Source organism: Denitratisoma sp. (assembly GCA_032027165.1).
Lineage (GTDB): Bacteria > Pseudomonadota > Gammaproteobacteria > Burkholderiales > Rhodocyclaceae > Desulfobacillus.
In genome coordinates, this window is record JAVSMO010000001.1 from 939,679 (window position 1) to 957,654 (window position 17,976).

The 17,976-nt window shown below is 60.8% G+C and carries 18 protein-coding genes and 2 tRNA genes; 16 read left to right on the forward strand and 4 right to left on the reverse strand.

Translation table 11 applies throughout. From position 1 onward, the window contains the following. Positions 1 to 249: 249 nt before the first annotated feature. The 14 genes from ROZ00_04470 to rpoS all read left to right on the forward strand — a co-directional run bounded on the left by ROZ00_04470 (position 250) and on the right by rpoS (position 11,105). Positions 250 to 326 (forward strand) — tRNA-Val (locus ROZ00_04470). 78 nt (positions 327 to 404) lie between these two features. After that, positions 405 to 2,321 (forward strand): threonine--tRNA ligase, encoded by a 1,917-nt coding sequence (thrS, locus tag ROZ00_04475; protein ID MDT3735462.1) that lies wholly within the window; start codon positions 405 to 407, stop codon positions 2,319 to 2,321. A 26-nt stretch (positions 2,322 to 2,347) separates the two neighbouring features. Further along, positions 2,348 to 2,884, forward strand: a complete 537-nt coding sequence (infC, locus tag ROZ00_04480; protein MDT3735463.1) for a translation initiation factor IF-3 — start codon at positions 2,348 to 2,350, stop codon at positions 2,882 to 2,884. A 134-nt stretch (positions 2,885 to 3,018) separates the two neighbouring features. Then, the gene (gene rpmI / locus ROZ00_04485; protein ID MDT3735464.1) at positions 3,019 to 3,216 is read left to right on the forward strand and encodes a 50S ribosomal protein L35; all 198 of its coding nucleotides are present in this window, start codon (positions 3,019 to 3,021) and stop codon (positions 3,214 to 3,216) included. A 12-nt stretch (positions 3,217 to 3,228) separates the two neighbouring features. Further along, entirely contained in the window at positions 3,229 to 3,588 is a 360-nt protein-coding gene (gene rplT, locus ROZ00_04490; protein ID MDT3735465.1) for a 50S ribosomal protein L20, read from the forward strand. Positions 3,589 to 3,644: 56 nt separating this feature from the next. Continuing rightward, complete coding sequence (gene pheS, locus ROZ00_04495) at positions 3,645 to 4,670, forward strand: phenylalanine--tRNA ligase subunit alpha (protein ID MDT3735466.1); 1,026 nt, start codon at positions 3,645 to 3,647, stop codon at positions 4,668 to 4,670. 2 nt (positions 4,671 to 4,672) lie between these two features. Continuing rightward, positions 4,673 to 7,051: a phenylalanine--tRNA ligase subunit beta gene (gene pheT, locus ROZ00_04500; GenBank protein ID MDT3735467.1), complete on the forward strand. Its 2,379-nt coding sequence runs from the start codon at positions 4,673 to 4,675 to the stop codon at positions 7,049 to 7,051. A 9-nt stretch (positions 7,052 to 7,060) separates the two neighbouring features. Further along, positions 7,061 to 7,366 carry an integration host factor subunit alpha gene (locus ROZ00_04505; protein ID MDT3735468.1) on the forward strand — a complete coding sequence of 102 codons (306 nt, stop codon included), beginning with the start codon at positions 7,061 to 7,063 and terminating at the stop codon, positions 7,364 to 7,366. Beyond that, complete coding sequence (locus tag ROZ00_04510; protein ID MDT3735469.1) at positions 7,350 to 7,715, forward strand: MerR family transcriptional regulator; 366 nt, start codon at positions 7,350 to 7,352, stop codon at positions 7,713 to 7,715. Before ROZ00_04505 ends, ROZ00_04510 begins: the two co-directional genes overlap by 17 nt. Positions 7,716 to 7,771: 56 nt before the next feature. Beyond that, positions 7,772 to 7,848, forward strand: a tRNA-Pro gene (locus tag ROZ00_04515). Positions 7,849 to 7,885: 37 nt separating this feature from the next. After that, positions 7,886 to 8,629, forward strand: a complete 744-nt coding sequence (surE, locus tag ROZ00_04520; GenBank protein MDT3735470.1) for a 5'/3'-nucleotidase SurE — start codon at positions 7,886 to 7,888, stop codon at positions 8,627 to 8,629. Next, the gene (locus tag ROZ00_04525) at positions 8,626 to 9,282 is read left to right on the forward strand and encodes a protein-L-isoaspartate(D-aspartate) O-methyltransferase (protein MDT3735471.1); all 657 of its coding nucleotides are present in this window, start codon (positions 8,626 to 8,628) and stop codon (positions 9,280 to 9,282) included. Before surE ends, ROZ00_04525 begins: the two co-directional genes overlap by 4 nt. A 2-nt stretch (positions 9,283 to 9,284) precedes the next feature. After that, entirely contained in the window at positions 9,285 to 10,190 is a 906-nt protein-coding gene (locus tag ROZ00_04530) for a peptidoglycan DD-metalloendopeptidase family protein (protein ID MDT3735472.1), read from the forward strand. Positions 10,191 to 10,193: 3 nt separating this feature from the next. Continuing rightward, positions 10,194 to 11,105, forward strand: a complete 912-nt coding sequence (rpoS, locus tag ROZ00_04535; GenBank protein ID MDT3735473.1) for an RNA polymerase sigma factor RpoS — start codon at positions 10,194 to 10,196, stop codon at positions 11,103 to 11,105. Here the strand turns inward: rpoS and mltB are convergent. Genes mltB through ROZ00_04555 form a run of 4 tightly spaced genes read right to left on the reverse strand, consistent with a single transcriptional unit; the run spans position 11,102 to position 15,932 of the window. Beyond that, entirely contained in the window at positions 11,102 to 12,109 is a 1,008-nt protein-coding gene (gene mltB, locus ROZ00_04540; protein MDT3735474.1) for a lytic murein transglycosylase B, read from the reverse strand. The genes rpoS and mltB overlap by 4 nt on opposite strands. Further along, on the reverse strand, positions 12,109 to 14,067 hold the full coding sequence (locus tag ROZ00_04545) for a DUF3488 and transglutaminase-like domain-containing protein (protein ID MDT3735475.1): 1,959 nt from the start codon (positions 14,065 to 14,067) through the stop codon (positions 12,109 to 12,111). The genes mltB and ROZ00_04545 overlap by 1 nt, the downstream gene beginning before the upstream one ends. Beyond that, positions 14,057 to 15,004 (reverse strand): DUF58 domain-containing protein, encoded by a 948-nt coding sequence (locus tag ROZ00_04550; GenBank protein MDT3735476.1) that lies wholly within the window; start codon positions 15,002 to 15,004, stop codon positions 14,057 to 14,059. The genes ROZ00_04545 and ROZ00_04550 overlap by 11 nt, the downstream gene beginning before the upstream one ends. 7 nt (positions 15,005 to 15,011) lie before the next feature. Then, the gene (locus ROZ00_04555; protein ID MDT3735477.1) at positions 15,012 to 15,932 is read right to left on the reverse strand and encodes an AAA family ATPase; all 921 of its coding nucleotides are present in this window, start codon (positions 15,930 to 15,932) and stop codon (positions 15,012 to 15,014) included. A 100-nt stretch (positions 15,933 to 16,032) separates the two neighbouring features. Here ROZ00_04555 and ROZ00_04560 point away from each other — a divergent pair, with 100 nt between their 5' ends. Then, a complete protein-coding gene (locus ROZ00_04560; GenBank protein MDT3735478.1) occupies positions 16,033 to 16,956 on the forward strand; it encodes a histone deacetylase family protein in 924 nt (307 codons plus the stop codon). A gap of 115 nt (positions 16,957 to 17,071) precedes the next feature. Beyond that, positions 17,072 to 17,950: a 4-hydroxy-tetrahydrodipicolinate synthase gene (gene dapA / locus ROZ00_04565; GenBank protein ID MDT3735479.1), complete on the forward strand. Its 879-nt coding sequence runs from the start codon at positions 17,072 to 17,074 to the stop codon at positions 17,948 to 17,950. The last annotated feature ends 26 nt before the right edge of the window (positions 17,951 to 17,976 follow it).

Below are 17,976 nucleotides of genomic sequence, written 5' to 3' on the forward strand. Positions count from 1 at the left end.
CGGGTGTTGCCGGATATCGAAAAAGCCTGCGGGGATAGGGCAGATTCCGGTGCCGTGCGTAGTGGCACGGCAGTACGACAATCTGGTCTGGGCGGATCTGGGCCCGGGATGGCGCTGGGGATTGCGGCAAGCCAGTCGCCAGTTATGGCTAACGGCAAACTGGCAAGCAACTTTATATCACGTTTAAATTTAAATTATTACAAGAAGAGCTTTGAAAAGGAAGTGGTTTCGGCTACAATGCGCACCTTCAGGCGCGTAGCTCAGCTGGTTAGAGCACCACCTTGACATGGTGGGGGTCGTAGGTTCGAGTCCTATCGCGCCTACCAATTCGAAAACAGAAGTCAGAGGACGGAGGCCGAAGCGGCTTCGGTTTTCTGGCTTTTGTTGTTTATGGCGGGTCCAGGATGCTGACGATCACATTGCCGGATGGTTCCAAGCGGGAATTTCCCCAAGCGGTCACAGTGGCCGAGGTGGCGGCTTCGATCGGCGCCGGCCTTGCCAAGGCGGCGCTCGCCGGCAAGGTCGACGGCCGGCTGGTCGACACCAACTTCCTCATCGAGCGAGACTGTACCTTGGCCATCGTTACGGACAAGGACATCGATGGCATTGAAATCCTGCGCCATTCGACAGCGCACCTGCTGGCCTATGCCGTCAAGGAGCTGTTTCCCGACGCCCAGGTCACCATCGGTCCCGTCATCGAGAACGGCTTCTACTACGATTTCTCCTACAAGCGCCCGTTTACGCCGGAAGACTTGGCGAGGATCGAAGCGCGTATGGCCGAGCTGGCAAAAAGAGATATTCCCGTTGTGCGCGAGGTGTGGCCGCGCGACAAGGCCGTCGGCTTCTTCAAGTCCATCGGCGAGCACTACAAGGCAGAGATCATCGCCTCGATTCCTGCCGGCGAGGACGTCTCACTCTACCGCGAGGGCGATTTTGTTGATCTGTGCCGCGGCCCTCACGTTCCTTCTACCGGCAAGCTGAAGGTCTTCAAGCTGATGAAAGTGGCCGGCGCCTATTGGCGCGGGGATTCACGCAACGAGATGCTGCAGCGTATTTATGGCACCGCTTGGTCGAAGAAAGACGAACTCGATGCCTATCTGCACATGCTTGAGGAAGCTGAAAAGCGCGACCATCGCAGGCTGGGCCGGCAGCTCGATCTCTTCCATCTGCAGGACGAGGCGCCCGGAATGGTGTTTTGGCATCCCAAGGGCTGGGTGATATGGCAGGAAGTCGAGCAATACATGCGTCGATTGCTGTCCGCGAATGGCTACCTCGAAGTGCGTACGCCACAGGTGATGGATCGCGTGCTGTGGGAGAAGTCCGGTCACTGGGAAAACTATGCCGAGCACATGTTCACCACCAAGGCGGAGGAGCGCGACTTCGCGGTCAAGCCAATGAATTGCCCCGGCCACGTGCAGATATTCAACCAGGGCATCAAGAGTTATCGCGATCTCCCCTTGCGGCTGGCCGAGTTCGGTTCCTGTCACCGCAATGAACCGTCAGGTGCGCTGCACGGCATCATGCGTGTGCGTGGGTTCGTGCAGGACGACGCCCATATCTTCTGTACCGAGGAGCAAATCCTCGGCGAGTCGGCGGCCTTCATCGATCTGCTGCGCAAGGTCTATGCGGATTTCGGTTTCAACGACATTCTCGTCAAACTGTCCACCCGGCCGGAAAAACGCATTGGTTCTGATGAAACCTGGGACCGCGCCGAGGCCGCCTTGGCCCAGGCGCTCGATGCCAAGGGGCTGAAATACGAGTTGCAGCCGGGCGAGGGCGCCTTCTACGGGCCGAAGATCGAGTTCTCGCTGAAGGATTGCCTGAACCGCGTCTGGCAATGCGGCACCCTGCAGCTCGATTTCTCGCTGCCAGGTCGGCTAGGCGCGGAATACGTGGCGGAAGACAACAGCCGTCGGCAGCCGGTCATGCTGCATCGGGCCATTCTCGGGTCGATGGAACGCTTCATCGGCATCCTGATCGAGCACCATGCCGGCGCCTTCCCGCTCTGGCTATCTCCGCTCCAGTCGGTGGTGATGAACATTTCCGAACATCAGGCGGATTACGCCGAAACTGTTGCGGAAAAGCTACGCCAGGCCGGTCTGAGGGCCGTTGCAGATTTGCGTAATGAGAAAATTAACTATAAAATACGCGAACATAGCTTGCAAAAGCTGCCTTATCAGATTGTCGTCGGTGACAAGGAAAAGGCGGCTGGGTTGGTCGCCGTGCGTGCCCGAGGCGGACAGGACCTCGGGCAAATGTCCCTCGAGACGTTTGTCGAACGCCTGACGCGAGAACGCGATGCGCGGGCAGGGGCGATCTGATTTTTGATTTTTTGGAGACTTGAACCATCGCACAGCCACAGCAGAAGGCGCAGCGCCTGAATGAAGAGATCAACGCCCCCGAGATACGCCTGATCGGGGTGGAAGGTGAGCAGGTCGGGATCGTTTCGGTCCAGACAGCGCTGAAGATGGCCGAAGAGGCAGGGGTGGATCTGGTCGAGATAGCGCCTCTTGCCACCCCGCCGGTCTGCCGCATCATGGATTACGGCAAGTTCAAGTACGCCGAGGCGAAGAAGGCCCATGAAGCCAAGCTGAAGCAGAAGCAGATTCAGGTAAAGGAAGTAAAGTTCAGGCCCGGAACGGACGAGGGCGACTACCAGATCAAGCTGAGAAATCTGGTTCGTTTCCTGCAGGAAGGTGACAAGACGAAAGTTACCCTGCGATTCCGCGGCAGGGAGATGGCGCACCAAGAGTTTGGTGTGCGTTTGCTGGAGCGGGTGAAGGCCGACCTGGAACAGTATGGCACGGTCGAGCAGTTTCCCAAGATGGAAGGGCGGCAGCTCATTATGGTGCTGGCGCCAATCAAGAAGCAGCTAAAGCATTGATACGGTTTCGCACCCCCTGTGGGTGCAAGGCGGAATGAGCCGGCCAACAGGTTCATGCACAAGTGGTTGCGGGTTGTCGAAGTGCTCCTGGATCGGGAGCCACCCGGCGCCATGTTAAAAGAAGGAGTTCTTCGATGCCGAAGATGAAAACCAAATCGGGTGCTGCCAAGCGCTTCAAGGTACGGCCGGGAGGCAGCGTCAAGCGTTCCCAGGCTTTCAAGCGCCACATCCTGACCAAGAAAACCACCAAGGCCAAGCGTCACCTGCGCGGGATCACGAATGTCCATGATTCGGACACTGCATCCATCCGGGCCATGCTGCCCTACGCATAAGGAGACCAGACCATGCCACGAGTTAAACGCGGTGTAACGGCGCATGCGCGCCACAAAAAGGTCCTGGACCAGGCCAAGGGTTATCGCGGCCGGAGGGGTAGCGTTTATCGGATTGCCAAGCAGGCTGTGATGAAGGCGGGGCAATATGCCTACCGCGATCGCCGCCAGCGCAAGCGCCAGTTCCGCTCCCTGTGGATTGTCCGCATCAATGCCGCAGCGCGCGAGTTGGGGATGACCTACAGCGTGTTGATGAACGGTCTGAAGAAGGCTTCCATCGAGGTTGATCGCAAGGTATTGGCGGATCTGGCAGTGTTCGACAAGCCTGCCTTCGCACAGATCGCGAATCAGGCCAAGGCGGGCCTCGCTGCCTGAGCGCGTAACGCGCTGAAAAAGGAGGCCCCAAGCCTCCTTTTTTTTACGTGTGAGCCATGAGTGATATTGAACGCTTAGTCGAGCAGGCGGCTGCCGAATTCGCCGGCATCAGCGATGCTGCTGCGCTGGAGCAGGCCAAGGCGCGCTACCTTGGCAAGAGCGGTTCAGTGACCGAGTTGCTGAAGGGGCTGGGCAAGCTTGACCCCGAAGAGCGTAAGCGCGCAGGGGCCGCCATCAACGGTGCCAAGGAACGAATCGAGCAGGCACTGAACACCCGGCGTGAAGCGTTGCGGCAAGCGGCGCTGGAAGTGCAGTTGAAGGCCGAGGCACTCGATATCACCCTGCCTGGCCGCGGGGTGTCCACTGGTGGGCTACATCCGGTGACGCGCACGTTGGAGCGCATCGAGGCGCTGTTTCGGTCCATTGGCTTTGATGTAGCCGACGGACCGGAGATCGAGGACGATTTTCATAACTTTACTGCGCTGAATACACCCGAGAACCACCCCGCGCGCTCGATGCACGACACGTTCTACCTGGAAAACGCGCCGGGATTGCTTCTACGCACGCACACAAGCCCGATCCAGGTGCGCTACATGGAGACGCATAAACCTCCAATCCGCATCATTGCACCGGGGCGTGTGTATCGCGTCGACTCTGACGCAACGCACTCACCCATGTTCCATCAGGTCGAGGGATTGTGGATCGACGAGGAGGTCAGTTTCGCCGACCTTAAGGGCGTATTTACCGATTTCCTGCGGAATTTCTTCGAGAAGCCGGACCTGCGCACACGCTTCCGGCCTTCGTTTTTCCCTTTCACGGAGCCATCCGCCGAAATCGACATGAGTTGCGTTTTCTGCAACGGTAACGGCTGCCGCGTCTGCAGCCATACAGGTTGGCTGGAAATCGCAGGTAGTGGCATGGTGCATCCGAACGTGCTCAAGGCAGTGGGCATCGACAGCGAGAAATACATCGGTTTCGCCTTTGGCATGGGTCCAGATCGCCTGACCATGCTGCGCTATGGGGTTAACGACCTGCGCCTGTTCTTCGAGGGCGATTTGCGCTTTCTTTCGCAATTTAAATAATCATGCAGTTCTCCGAACATTGGCTGCGAGAGTTCGTCAATCCGCCGCTTACTAGTGCCGAGCTGGCGCATAGCCTGACCATGGCGGGACTTGAGGTCGAGGCACTGCAAAGCATTGCGCCGGCCTTTGGCGGCGTTGTGGTGGCACAAGTAGTCGCCGTCGACAAGCATCCTGATGCCGACAAACTGAAGCTCTGCCGTGTTGATGCGGGACAGGGCGATACACTGCAGATTGTCTGCGGCGCACCGAATGTTGCCGCCGGAATGAAAGTGCCTTGTGCCCTGGTCGGCGCCGAACTGCCTGGGATGAAGATCAAGGCCGCCAAGGTGCGTGGCATCGAGTCCTTCGGCATGCTCTGCTCGGCGCGCGAACTTGGCCTGTCGGAAGATCATGGCGGCCTCATGGTGCTGCCGGCCGATGCACCTGTTGGCGAAGATATCCGTTCCTATCTCGCCCTCGAAGACAAGTTGTTTACTTTGAAACTCACGCCGAACCGGGCCGATTGCCTCAGCCTGAAGGGAGTGGCCCGCGAAGTTGGCGCGCTGACCGGAGCGACCGTGGCGCTGCCGTCAGTCCGGGAACTCAAGGCCACCAGCGAAAGGCGCCGCGAAGTGGTTCTGGATGCGCCTAGCGCTTGTCCGCGCTACTGTGGCCGCGTGGTGACCGGAATTGATCCGAAGGTGCCTACACCGGACTGGATGAAACGCCGTCTCGAGCGTAGCGGCATCCGCTCCATCAACGCAGTGGTTGATGTCACCAATTACGTCATGCTGGAGCTTGGCCAGCCCCTGCATGCCTTCGACAACGCACGCCTCCACGGGGCGGTGCATGTGCGGTATCCGATGCCGGGCGAAAGACTGTTGCTGCTGAATGAGCAAACCGTCGAGCCTTCCGCCGATACGGCCCTGATCGCCGACGAAAAGCGTGCCTTGGCTTTGGCCGGCATCATGGGCGGCGAGGACAGCGGCATCGGAGAGACCACCACCGAACTTTTTCTGGAGAGTGCTTTCTTTTCCCCCGATGCAGTTGCCGGCAAGGCGCGTGCTCTGGGTTTTTCCTCGGATGCCTCCTATCGCTTCGAGCGCGGCGTCGACTTTGCCGCCACGCGCGAAGCGTTGGAACGGGCGACCCAGTTGATTCTGGACATTTGTGGGGGGCAAGCCGGCCCGGTGACGGAAGCTATTGACCGTGGCCATTTGCCGATGCGTGAAGCGGTACGGCTGCGTGTGACGCGGGCGGAAAAGATCCTCGGCATCCAGCTTGGTGCCGAAGTTGCGGCACGCCTGTTCAAGGGGCTTGGCTTCCCCTTTTCGAGGGAAGGAGACACCTTCACCGTGGTGCCGCCTTCGCACCGCTTCGACATAGCCATCGAGGAAGACCTGGTTGAAGAACTGGCCAGACTGCACGGCTACGACAATATTCCGGCACGGCTGCCGCATGGTTCGCTGGCCATCCTGCCGCAGCATGAGCAGAGTCGCACGGTCTGGCGCTTGCGCCGGCTGCTGGCGGCGCGCGATTATCAGGAAGTGGTGAATTACAGCTTTGTGGATGTCTCTTGGGAGCAGGATTTCTGCAACAACCGGGATCCTGTGGTCCTTGCCAATCCGATAGCCAGCCAGATGGGCGTTATGCGCTCCAGCCTGATCGGCGGTCTGGTGGCGAATCTCGTCAATAATCTCAACAGGCGCATGGATCGGGTACGGGTATTCGAAACCGGCCGCTGCTTTCTGCGAAATGGCGAGGGCGGCCAGATCCCCGGTTTCGTGCAACCAAAGCGGATTGCGGCCCTTGCGTCGGGACCGGCGGCGCCGGAACAGTGGGGTGTGGCTACTCGCCGCACGGACTTCTTCGATGCCAAGGCTGATGTCGAAGCCTTGTTGGCTCCTATGCGGGCCAGTTTCGAGCGATTGGATCACCCGGCCCTTCATCCTGGCCGTTCCGCCGCAGTCATCGTGGCTGGCAAGACGATCGGCCTGATTGGCGAACTGCATCCACGCTGGGTTCAGAAATATGACTTGGATGCGGCACCAGTGGTATTCGAACTGGACCTGGATGCGGTGTTGCGGCAGCCATTGCCGGCATACCAGGAGGTTTCCCGCTTCCCTGCCGTGGTGCGTGACCTGGCACTGGTGGTAGCCCATGAACAGTCAGCTCAAGCATTGCTTGAGGGATTGATTGCCGTCGCTCCGACCTACGTCAGGGAGATCATCTTGTTCGACGTCTACCATGGAAAAGGAGTTGATCCGGATAAAAAAAGTCTTGCATTCCGGGTAGTTATGCAAGATACTCAGAAAACGCTTTCTGATGGCGAAGTGGAGGCCGCGATGGTCAAAATGATCGAAGCAGCCACCCAAAAATTCGCTGCCAAGCTGCGTTCATAGGGAGCAGAAATGACGTTAACAAAGGCAGAACTTGCCGATCTCCTTTTTGAAAAGGTCGGCTTGAACAAGCGTGAAGCTAAAGATATGGTCGAGGGGTTTTTCGAGGAAATCCGCACGGCCTTGGAGCGAGGCGAGAGCGTCAAGCTGTCCGGCTTCGGCAATTTCCAGTTGCGTGACAAGCCGCAGCGTCCCGGTCGCAACCCCAAGACCGGCGAAGAAATTCCCATCACTGCCCGCCGCGTCGTCACCTTCCATGCCAGCCAGAAACTCAAGGCCTCTGTCGAGAAGCTGAGCAGCCATGGCAAGCAAGGATGACCTGCCTCCCATTCCGGCCAAGCGTTACTTCACCATTGGGGAAGTAAGCGAGCTGTGCGGCGTCAAGCCGCACGTGTTGCGTTACTGGGAGCAGGAATTCACCCAGTTGAAACCAGTCAAGCGGCGCGGAAACCGCCGCTATTATCAGCACCACGAGGTGCTGCTGGTGCGGCGTATCCGCGAGCTGCTGTACCGTGAGGGGTTTACCATCAGCGGCGCACGCAACCGTCTCGAGGAAGGTCCCGGCAAGGAGGCGCCAAATCATGCAGGGGCTTTAACAGAGCGCTATACACCAGCCGATTCGCTGCGCGGCGAGATTGCCGGCATCATCGCCATGCTGCGCACCTGAATCTCGTCTTTCTGCGCATCGCACCTTCCCGCTCTCTGATATAATTCACCTCCAGTCGGGGCGTAGCGCAGCCTGGTAGCGCACTTGCATGGGGTGCAAGGGGTCGCGAGTTCGAATCCCGCCGCCCCGACCATTCTTTCCCAGAGGCAGCCATCGCCGCGCGGCATACCATGCGCATCCTCCTTTCCAACGACGACGGCTACTTCGCGCCGGGCATCGAGATTCTTGCCCAAGCGCTGTCAGATCTTGCCGTAGTCACCGTCGTCGCCCCGGAACGCGACCGCAGCGGTGCCAGCAATTCCCTGACTCTCGACAGGCCCCTGAGGTTGCGGCAAGCCGCCAATGGTTTCTACTTCGTTAACGGCACGCCGACTGATTGCGTGCACTTGGCGGTAACCGGAATGCTGGACCATCTGCCCGATATGGTGATCTCCGGCATCAATCTGGGCGCCAATATGGGCGACGACACGATATATTCCGGTACTGTGGCAGCTGCTACGGAAGGGTACCTGCTGGGCGTACCTTCGATTGCGGTGTCGCTGACCAGCCACAAGGCAGCCCATTTCGAAACGGCCGCGATGGTGGCTCGCAGCTTGGTCGAGCGATGCCAGCGCAGCCCGCTGGCTGAGCCGGTCCTGCTGAATATCAATGTTCCGGACATTGCCCCAGATAGGCTCAAGGGCACGCGGGTGACGCGACTCGGCAAGCGTCACAAGGCCGAGGGGGTCGTCAGGCAAATCAACCCGCGCGGCGAGACCGTTTACTGGGTTGGCGCAGCAGGGTCGGCACAGGATGCTGGAGAGGGGACGGATTTCCACGCCGTGGAGAACGGCTATGCCTCGGTTACCCCGCTGCAGATCGATTTGACCCATGGGGCGCAGATCGGCGCCGTCAGGAGTTGGATCGAGGCATGAAGCGTGAGTTGTCCGGTATCGGCATGACCTCTCAGCGCACACGCGCACGAATGATCGAGCGCTTGCGCACCGATGGCATCCGGGATGAACGGGTGCTGGCGGCGATGGCGGCCGTACCACGCCACATCTTTGTCGAGGAGGCCTTGGCTTCGCGTGCCTATGAGGACACGGCCTTGCCGATCGGACTGAAACAGACGATCTCCCAGCCGTTCATCGTGGCGAGGATGATCGAACTTCTGGCGGCCGGCCGCGAACTTGGCAAGACGCTGGAAATCGGTGCGGGTTGCGGTTATCAGGCGGCTGTCCTGGCGCAGATGGCCAAGGATGTCTATGCCGTCGAGCGAATCGCCCAGTTGCTTGACAAGGCCCGCGCCAATTTACGCCACCTGCGCCTGCCCAATGTGCGGCTCAAGCATGCCGACGGCAGCCTGGGTCTGGCAGATGCCGCGCCATTCGATACAATCATCGTTGCCGCTGCCGCGTTGCGCGTGCCGCAAGCGTTGCTGGGACAACTTGCCCTGGGCGGGCGAATGCTCTTGCCTCTCGGGGGGGGCGAGCAGGCGCTCTGCATGATCGAGCGCAGCCCGCGCGGTTATACTGAGACGCGTCTCGATGCGGTGCGCTTCGTACCCCTTGTAGCCGGAGTCGAATAAGCATGGCGAACCCTGTGTCCCGATATGCGATTCTGCTCGCCGTGCTCGCAGCCGGCCTGCTGGGGGGGTGCGCGTCCAGGACGCCCGCGCCGGTGATCGAGCGGGGCAGTGCGCCTGGCAAAGGGCCCGCCCCGGCGGCGACACCCGCCAAACCCGGCGAGTTCCATACCGTGAAAAGAGGCGAAACGCTCTACAGCATTGCGCTGGAACATGGGCAATCCTATCGTGACGTGGCCGCCTGGAACAACATCGACAACCCGAATGTGATCCGGATCGGTCAGCAATTGCGTGTTGCGCCTCCGGAGGGGGTAGCGGTGGTCAAGCCGGTTGCAGGGCCGGCAGCCGTTGAAATACGGCCTCTTGCCGCGAGCAGTCCGACTCCGCCCAGTTCCGATACCGTCAAGCGCGAGCCGAAAGGGGGTAAGCAGCCCTATACGGAACAGGCCATGGCCGCAGCGCAGAAAACCGAGGCGGCGCACGCGCAGCCGCCCGCCGTGCAATCGAGGACTGAGCCCAGGCCGGCAGAGCCTGCTGCCGGAGGCGAGTTGAACTGGACCTGGCCAAGCAGCGGCAAAGTGATCATGGCCTACGTGGAAGGTGGCAATAAGGGAGTCGATATCGAGGGCCGGGTCGGCGAACCGGTATTGGCGGCCGAGGCAGGCAAGGTGACTTATGCCGGTAGCGGCATACGCGGTTACGGCAACCTGCTCATCATTCAGCATGCCAGCGGCCTGTCCAGCGTCTATGCACACAACAGCAAGCTCTTGGCCAAGGAGGGACAACAGGTGGCAAGAGGACAGAAGATCGCCGAGCTTGGCAACAGTGATGCGGACCAGGCCAAGCTCCATTTCGAGATTCGCCGCCAAGGCAAGCCGCTCGATCCCCTCAAATTGCTGCCGCAGAGGTAGTGAATGCGTGACGAGGCCTTACCGGAAGAAGGGGAGGTTGCCGAGCCGGCCGTATCCGAGACCGCACCTGCGGCCGAACCGGAGTTTCTCAATGATGTTACCCAGATATATCTCAATGAGATCGGAGCCAATCCGCTTCTGACGCCGGAGCAGGAGCTTGCCTATTCCCGGCTTGCTCGCCAGGGCGACGAGCCGGCACGGCAAAAGATGATCGAGCACAACCTGCGCCTGGTGGTGAACATCGCCAAGCACTATCTCAACCGCGGTATGCCTTTGCTCGATCTGGTCGAGGAAGGCAATCTAGGCCTGATCCACGCCCTCGACAAGTTCGACCCGGAACGAGGCTTCCGCTTTTCGACCTATGCCACCTGGTGGATACGCCAGAACATCGAGCGTGCCATCATGAATCAGTCGCGAACCATCCGCCTGCCGGTTCATGTCGTGAAGGAACTCAATTCGGTGTTGCGCGCCATGCGTCATCTTGAAGCGGCCAGTGCGCGCGAAACCGGTCTCGAGGAAATTGCCCAACTGCTCGACAAGCCCGTCGAGGAGGTGCGTCAGGTACTGGCGCTTAACGAGCATGTCGCCTCGCTGGACGCGCCGTTGGAAATCGATCCAAGTCTATCTATCGGTGAGTCGCTGGCGGACGACGGGGCGGCACCGCCGGAAATGCAAATTCACGCCGCCGAGGTTGAGCACCTGGTCACGGAATGGATCGGGATGCTCAGCGACAAGCAGCGCCAGGTCATCGAATACCGCTATGGCCTGAACGGCTGTGAAGTGGCGACTCTGGAGGAGCTTGCCGAGCGCCTGTCGCTGACACGCGAACGTGTTCGGCAGATCCAGATAGAGGCGCTCGCCCAATTGCGGCGCATTCTCAAGCGGCACGGTGTTTCGAAGGATGTCCTGCTTTAGCGTTTGGCGAGGCGGGCTGCCCTTTCCGCCTTCAACTCCCGCGACAGCGCAAATACCGTCATGGCATAGAAGCTGGAGCGGTTATAGCGCGTAATGACGTAAAAGTTGCGGTATCCCAGCCAGTATTCAGTCGCCTCATTCGGCGTGACCAGATCGATCAGGGCACAGGGCAGTTGCGGCGCATCCGCTGCGGGGATGACGCCGTAGGCAGCCATTTCAGCAGGGGTGAACCGGGGCAGGATGCCGGCGTCGATGAGTACGCCGGCGCGGTCGCCAGCAACATTCGCGGGTGCAACGATCGGGCTGCCGGTTTCCCAGCCATGGCTGGCAAGGAAATTGGCGATACTGCCGATAGCGTCCGCGCTGCTTGACGCGAGATCCACCTGTCCGTCGCCATCGAAATCCACACCCCAGTTGCGTATGCTGCTGGGCAGAAATTGCGGAATGCCCAGTGCCCCGGCATAGGAGCCGGAGTAAGCAGTCGGGCTGCGATGCGACTCGCGAGCCAATAGCAGCAGGGCTTCCAGTTCGCGGCGGAAAAGCTCGGCTCGCGGCGGGTAGTCAAAGGCCAGCGTGGCCAGGGTGGCCAGCGCCGGAAACTTGCCCATGTTGCGTCCGTAGATCGTTTCGATGCCGATAATGGCGACGATGATTTCTTCCGGTATGCCGTAGTTATGCTGCGCCGCTTCGAGCTTATGCTGATTCGCTTCCCAGAAACGCAGCCCGCCTTCGATGCGGGACGGCTCGACAAACCGCGCGCGGTAGGCTTGCCACGAACGCACTGTGGGATCCTTTGACGGCAGGATGGCCTGGATCGCTCTGGGTTGAGGCTGCGCCTGTTCGAACAACCGCATCAGGCGGATGCGATCGAAGCCGTGCCTTTCATGCATTTCCTCGATAAATGCCCGGACCTCTTCGCGCTGGGCGAAACCGGCCGCGGAGGCGCCAGGCATCATTGCCAGAACGATCGAGCAGAGGACAACAGCGGGCAGGACGCGTGTCATCACTCGTTGGCAATCTTCAGGTCGGCAATCATTTCGCGGAATTTTTGCCGGGGCACTTTGCCGGTCAGTTTGCCATAGCGCAGACCGATGTAAAGTGCGGTGATCGCAGACAGGGGCCGCGACAATTCCGGCCTGGCCAGCGCAACCCGTTGCGCATAATCCGACGGCCCTTCCCAATCCCTGCGTGCAAGGCCAATGCGGGCCAGCTTGCGGCTGAGCCTGTTCCAGGCGCGTACTGTCGGGTCGATACGGACCCGCTTGTGCAACGCCCAGGCGGTCAGTCCCAGCAGCAGGAATCCGCAAAGCGCGGCCATGGCCGCCGTCATGGCTTTCCAGTCCGGGTCGCGCATGCCGAGGCGCGCCAGAACCTCGCGCTGGCGCACCGGATCGTAACCCAGCACCCACTGGTTCCAGGTGTTGGTCACAGCCTCCCAGCGGAAACGGAGTTGCCGCAGCCAGGACAGGTCCGACCGCACCAGGAACGGCAGGGGCTCGCCGGCCGGAACGGCTGAAGCCAGGCCAGCCTCGATGCGGTTCGGGGCGACCGCCGCCGTTGGATCCACACGTACCCAGCCCTTGCCTTTCAGCCAGACTTCAGCCCAGGCGTGGGCGTCCGATTGGCGTACGATGAGGTAGCCGTCCACCGGGTTGCGTTCGCCGCCTTGGTAACCGGTGACCACGCGCGCGGGAATGCCGGCTGCACGCATGCCGAAGACGAAGGCCGACGCGTAGTGCTCGCAGAAGCCGCGCCGGGTCTCGAACATGAACTGGTCGATGCTGTTCTCGCCGAGCAAGGGTGGCGTGAGGGTGTAGAAGTAGTTCTCCTTGCGGAAGTGGTCCAGCATGCGGCGGATGATCGCCTCCGGACCCCCGGCCTCGCGCTGCCATTCCTCGGCGAGCTCACGTGTGCGCGGGTTGTTGGCGGGCAGAATGAGATTGTTGCGCAGGGAAGCCTCGGACTCGTCCATGCCCGGCAGGGAGTCGGGCCGGGACTGCATTTCATAGCGCAGGCGACTGCGCACGGGCGTCTTCGAAAGCACCTGGTATTCACGCGATACGATGGCGCCGGTTGGTGGCGCCACCGGCATTTCCAGAGCGAACAGCCAGTGCTTGTTGTGCGGTTCGAGGGTGACCGCATAGCGGACGGGTTCACCGGTCGCCGTGTCCGGGGGACTGACTTTTTCCTGTTGCGCCCCTGCACGCCAGGTCCGGCCATCGAACAGGCGCAATACCGGGCCGCGCCAGTACAGGAGGTATTTCGGCGGAACTTCACCCTCGAAACGGACGCGGAAGGCGATTTCACCTGACAGGCTCAGATTGCTGATCGAACCCGGGGACATGTTGTCCGAGAGCCCGCTCATGCCGCTGTAGGCATCGGCCGGCATGCCCCAGAGCGGACCCTGCACGCGGGGAAAGAGCAAGAACAGGACGAGCATGAAAGGGGCAGCCTGCGCCAGCATGAGGGCGGACAGACGCAGGTGGGCGACGACGGATTGAGCCGCATGTCCCAGGCTGGCCAATGCAGCGGTAATGACAACAAGGGCGGCTAGCGTGAGTCCGGCGACATCCAGCCCTTGCGCGTTGAGGAAATGGGTGAGCAAAAGGAAATAGCACAGGAAGATGACGGCCAGGCCGTCTCGCACCTGGCGCATCTCCAGCAGCTTGAGGGCGAGAAAGAGGATCAGCAGGGCGATGCCCGGATCCTTGCCGAAGAAATGGCGGTAGGTGAGAAAGACACCAGCCGATCCGGCAGCGACGAGAATGCTCAGCAGCCAACGTGGCGGCAGTGTAGCTCGTCGCCACCAGATCGACACCCGCCAGGCGATGGCCACGGCAACGGCCGCAGTCAGCCAAGCCGGGACATGCTCAATATCCGGCGTCAGCGTTAGCAGGGCGCAGGCGAGCAGCCAAAGCTCCTGGCTGCGGGCGAGTGGAGGACTTTCGCGCTTAATCGCCATGCAAGGCTAGTGCTTCAAGGCAATCCTGGAACTGTCGTGCGCCATGGCCCAGCGGTATCTTTCTTCCGGGCAGGCTCAGTCCATATGCCAGACCTTGGGCATGGGCATCGAGCAGCCACCTGGTCAGGCGCGACAGACGGGCCTCGATCCCCAGCCCAGTCGGCAGTTCGTTCCAGTCGAGCCAGACCTGGGTGGCACTGGCGCCGGTGAATTGCTTGGTGAGCATGGGCTGCTCCCGCGCCACTGCCTTCCAGGCGACGTGGCGCGGCGAGTCGGCCAGTTGGTGCGTCCGCAGGCCGGAGAAATCCTCGGTGCCTTTACCGCTGTGTGCGCCTCCCGCCTCGCCGATGGCCGATAGCGGCAGGGGCGGCGGGGAGACCTCGGGACGGGGATACACCAGACATCGCATATCCGGCTCGACATAGCTCCAGGCTCGGACAAGGCAAAGGGGGTAACGCGTCTCCAGCGTGACGCGCCCGGGGCGCATCCAGCCGCGCCTTTTGGCCTGCAGCGGCAAGTTGATCGAAGTCGTCGTGTCGGGTGCCAGATCGACCGATACTGCATCCCCGCCGACCAGATTCAGGCTGATGGCAAACCGCCCTTGTTTGCGCCGGTTGTGCAATCGCAGGCCGAAATGCGCGATGTCTCCGGCAAAGACCGGCTCGATGCGTCCGGGCGAAATCTCGATCTGTACCAGGTTGCGGAAGGTATGCAGGAGTGTCACCAGACCCAGTCCGGCAAGGAGAAAGATCAGGGCGTAGCCGAGGCTCAGGTTGTAGTTGATGGCGCCGATCAGCATCAATCCGAGCGCAGTGGCGAAGGCCAATCCGGCCCTTGTCGGCAGGACATAGACTCGGCGCTGGGTCAGGATGATCGGCGCGACTTCCGGGCCATAGAGGCGGAACAGCCAGCGCTTGAATGAAGCGACTGCCTGCATGTGGGCGCTAGGGAATCGGTACGGCGCCGATCAAGGCCGCGGCGATGTCGGCGGAGGGGGCGCCTGTCGCGCCGCTGGCCGGATGCAGCCGGTGTCCCGCCACCGCCGGCAGCACGGCCTGGATGTCCTCCGGCAGAACCAGGTCGCGGTGGTCGATCAATGCCCAGGCACGCGCGGCCCGCAGCAAGGCGAGTGCCGCGCGCGGGCTCAGACCGGTCTCGTAATCCGGCGAGCGGCGGGTGTGCTCGGCAAGGGCCTGCACGTAGGCGATGAGCGCCTCGGAGACATGCACCTCCCGTACGGCCCGCTGCAGCTCGATCAGTTCACCCGGCTCCATGCAGGGACGCAGCGTGGCAACCATGTCGCGCCGATCGGCGCCGCCGAGCAGTTCGCGTTCCGCGGCCTGGTCCGGGTAACCCATCTCGATGCGCATCAGGAAACGATCGAGTTGGGACTCTGGCAGGGGAAAGGTGCCGATCTGGTGCGAGGGGTTTTGCGTCGCGATGACGAAAAAGGGGTCCGGCAAGGGGCGCGTTTCGCCTTCGCAGGTGACCTGATGCTCCTCCATTGCCTCCAGCAGTGCGCTCTGGGATTTTGGCGTGGCTCGGTTGATCTCATCAACCAGAATGAGCTGGGCAAAGATCGGGCCGGGATGAAACTGGAAACCACCCGTGTTGCGGTCATAAATCGACACGCCGATGATATCTGCCGGCAGCATGTCGGCCGTGCACTGGATTCGGTGGAAGTTCAGCCCGAGCAGCTTGGCCAGCACATGCGCCAGGATTGTCTTGCCCACGCCCGGCAGATCCTCGATGAGCAGATGGCCGCGGGCGAGAAGACAGACCAGGGCGAGGCGAATCTGGCGCTCCTTGCCGAGCACAATGCGTCCGGCATTGCGAATGGTTTCATCTATAGGGGAATAAGGCATGACTTGAGGCGGATGCTGCAATCAGTGGATAATGGCGTCTATAGCGGCCATTCTATTGCAATTCCACTTTGAAGAGACCCGGCGATGACCGGGGCTTCACATGACTACCGCCTTTATTACCCACCGCGACTGCTGGCTTCATGACATGGGGGCGCACCATCCGGAATGTCCGGAACGCCTGTCCGCCATCAGCGACCGCCTGATCGCCGCAGGACTTGATTTGTATCTATCGTTTTACGACGCTCCGCTTGCAACATTGGAACAGATCGCGCGCGTGCATCCGCTGGAATACGTGCTCGGCATAGCCGAAAGCGCTCCGCAAAGCGGCATTGTCCATCTGGATCCAGATACGGCGATGAGCGCCGGTACGTGGCAGGCGGCACTGCGTTCGGCTGGCGCCGGCGTTTTGGCGACAGATCTGGTCATGGCTGGTGAGGTGGAGAACGCCTTCTGCAGCGTGCGCCCGCCGGGACACCATGCCGAACGCACCAAGGCCATGGGATTTTGTTTCCTCAACAACATCGCCATCGCTGCAGTTCATGCGCTTGAAGTGCATGGCCTCGAACGAGTGGCGGTTGTCGATTTCGACGTACATCACGGCAATGGCACCGAGGATATCTTCGCCAACGATTCGCGCGTGCTGATGGTCAGCACCTTCCAGCATCCCTTCTACCCCTACAGCGGGACAGAGTCTCCGGCCGGAAACATGATCAATGTTCCGGTGCCGGCCGGCACGCGCAGCGACGGTTTTCGCCAGACGGTGGCCGATATCTGGATGCCGGCACTGAGACGCTTTGCTCCTGAAGCAATTTTCATTTCCGCCGGTTTCGATGCGCATTACGAAGACGACATGGCCTCGCTTGGGCTTGTCGAGGCCGACTATGCCTGGGTGACCCAGCAAATCAAGGCAGTTGCGGCGGAGTCTGCACAGGGCCGCATCGTCTCGATGCTTGAGGGGGGGTACGCCTTGTCCGCGCTGGCGCGCAGCGTTACGACTCACGTCAAGACGTTGGCGGATCTATGAGCGTGCCGGGAACTGGCCAGTATTGGTGATGTCAACTTCCCGGCAACTCGTTCATTTTTGTTCAGAAGTGGCTTTCATCAAGTAAAATCGACAGTTTTCATGCAGGCGTGATCCCATGATCCAAGGCTCGATAGTCGCTATCGTCACCCCCATGCGGGAGGACGGCAGTCTGGATTACCCCCGGCTGAAATCCCTTGTGGATTTTCATGCAGCCGAAGGTACCGACGGCATTGTCATCGTCGGCACCACAGGCGAATCGCCCACCGTTGACGTCGATGAACATTGCGAACTGATCCGCGCGGCGGTCGAATACGCGGCCGGCCATCTTCCTGTCATTGCCGGGACAGGCGGCAATTCGACCTCCGAGGCGATCGAGCTAACGGCCTATGCCAAGAAGGTCGGTGCAACCGCTTCCTTGAATGTCGTGCCCTATTACAACAAGCCGACGCAGGAGGGGCTCTACCTCCATTTCAAGGCGATTGCCGAAGCAGTCGATCTGCCGATGATTCTCTACAACGTGCCAGGTCGCACGGTTGCCGACATGAGCAATGAAACGACGCTGCGTCTGGCGCAGGTGCCCGGCATCGTCGGCATCAAGGATGCTACCGGCAATCTTGAGCGCGGTACGGATCTCATCAAGCGGGCGCCAAAGGGATTTGCCCTCTACAGTGGCGACGATGCCAGTGCGCTGGCCTTCATTCTTTTGGGCGGTCATGGCACGATCTCGGTGACCGCCAACGTTGCACCACGCTTGATGCATGAAATGTGTGCGGCCGCCTTGGCCGGTGATGTCGCCAGGGCGCGTGAGATCAATAGCCGTCTGCTCGGTCTGCATCGTCAGTTGTTTGTCGAGGCTAACCCGATTCCAGTGAAATGGGCCGTCAGCAGGATGGGCCTGATGGAGGCGGGTATCCGCCTGCCGCTGACGCGATTGTCGGCGGAGTACCACGAGCGCGTGCTCCAGTCCATGCGCGAAGCCGGCGTAGCCGTTTGACGTATAAATTCGAACTTGAAGAGGGC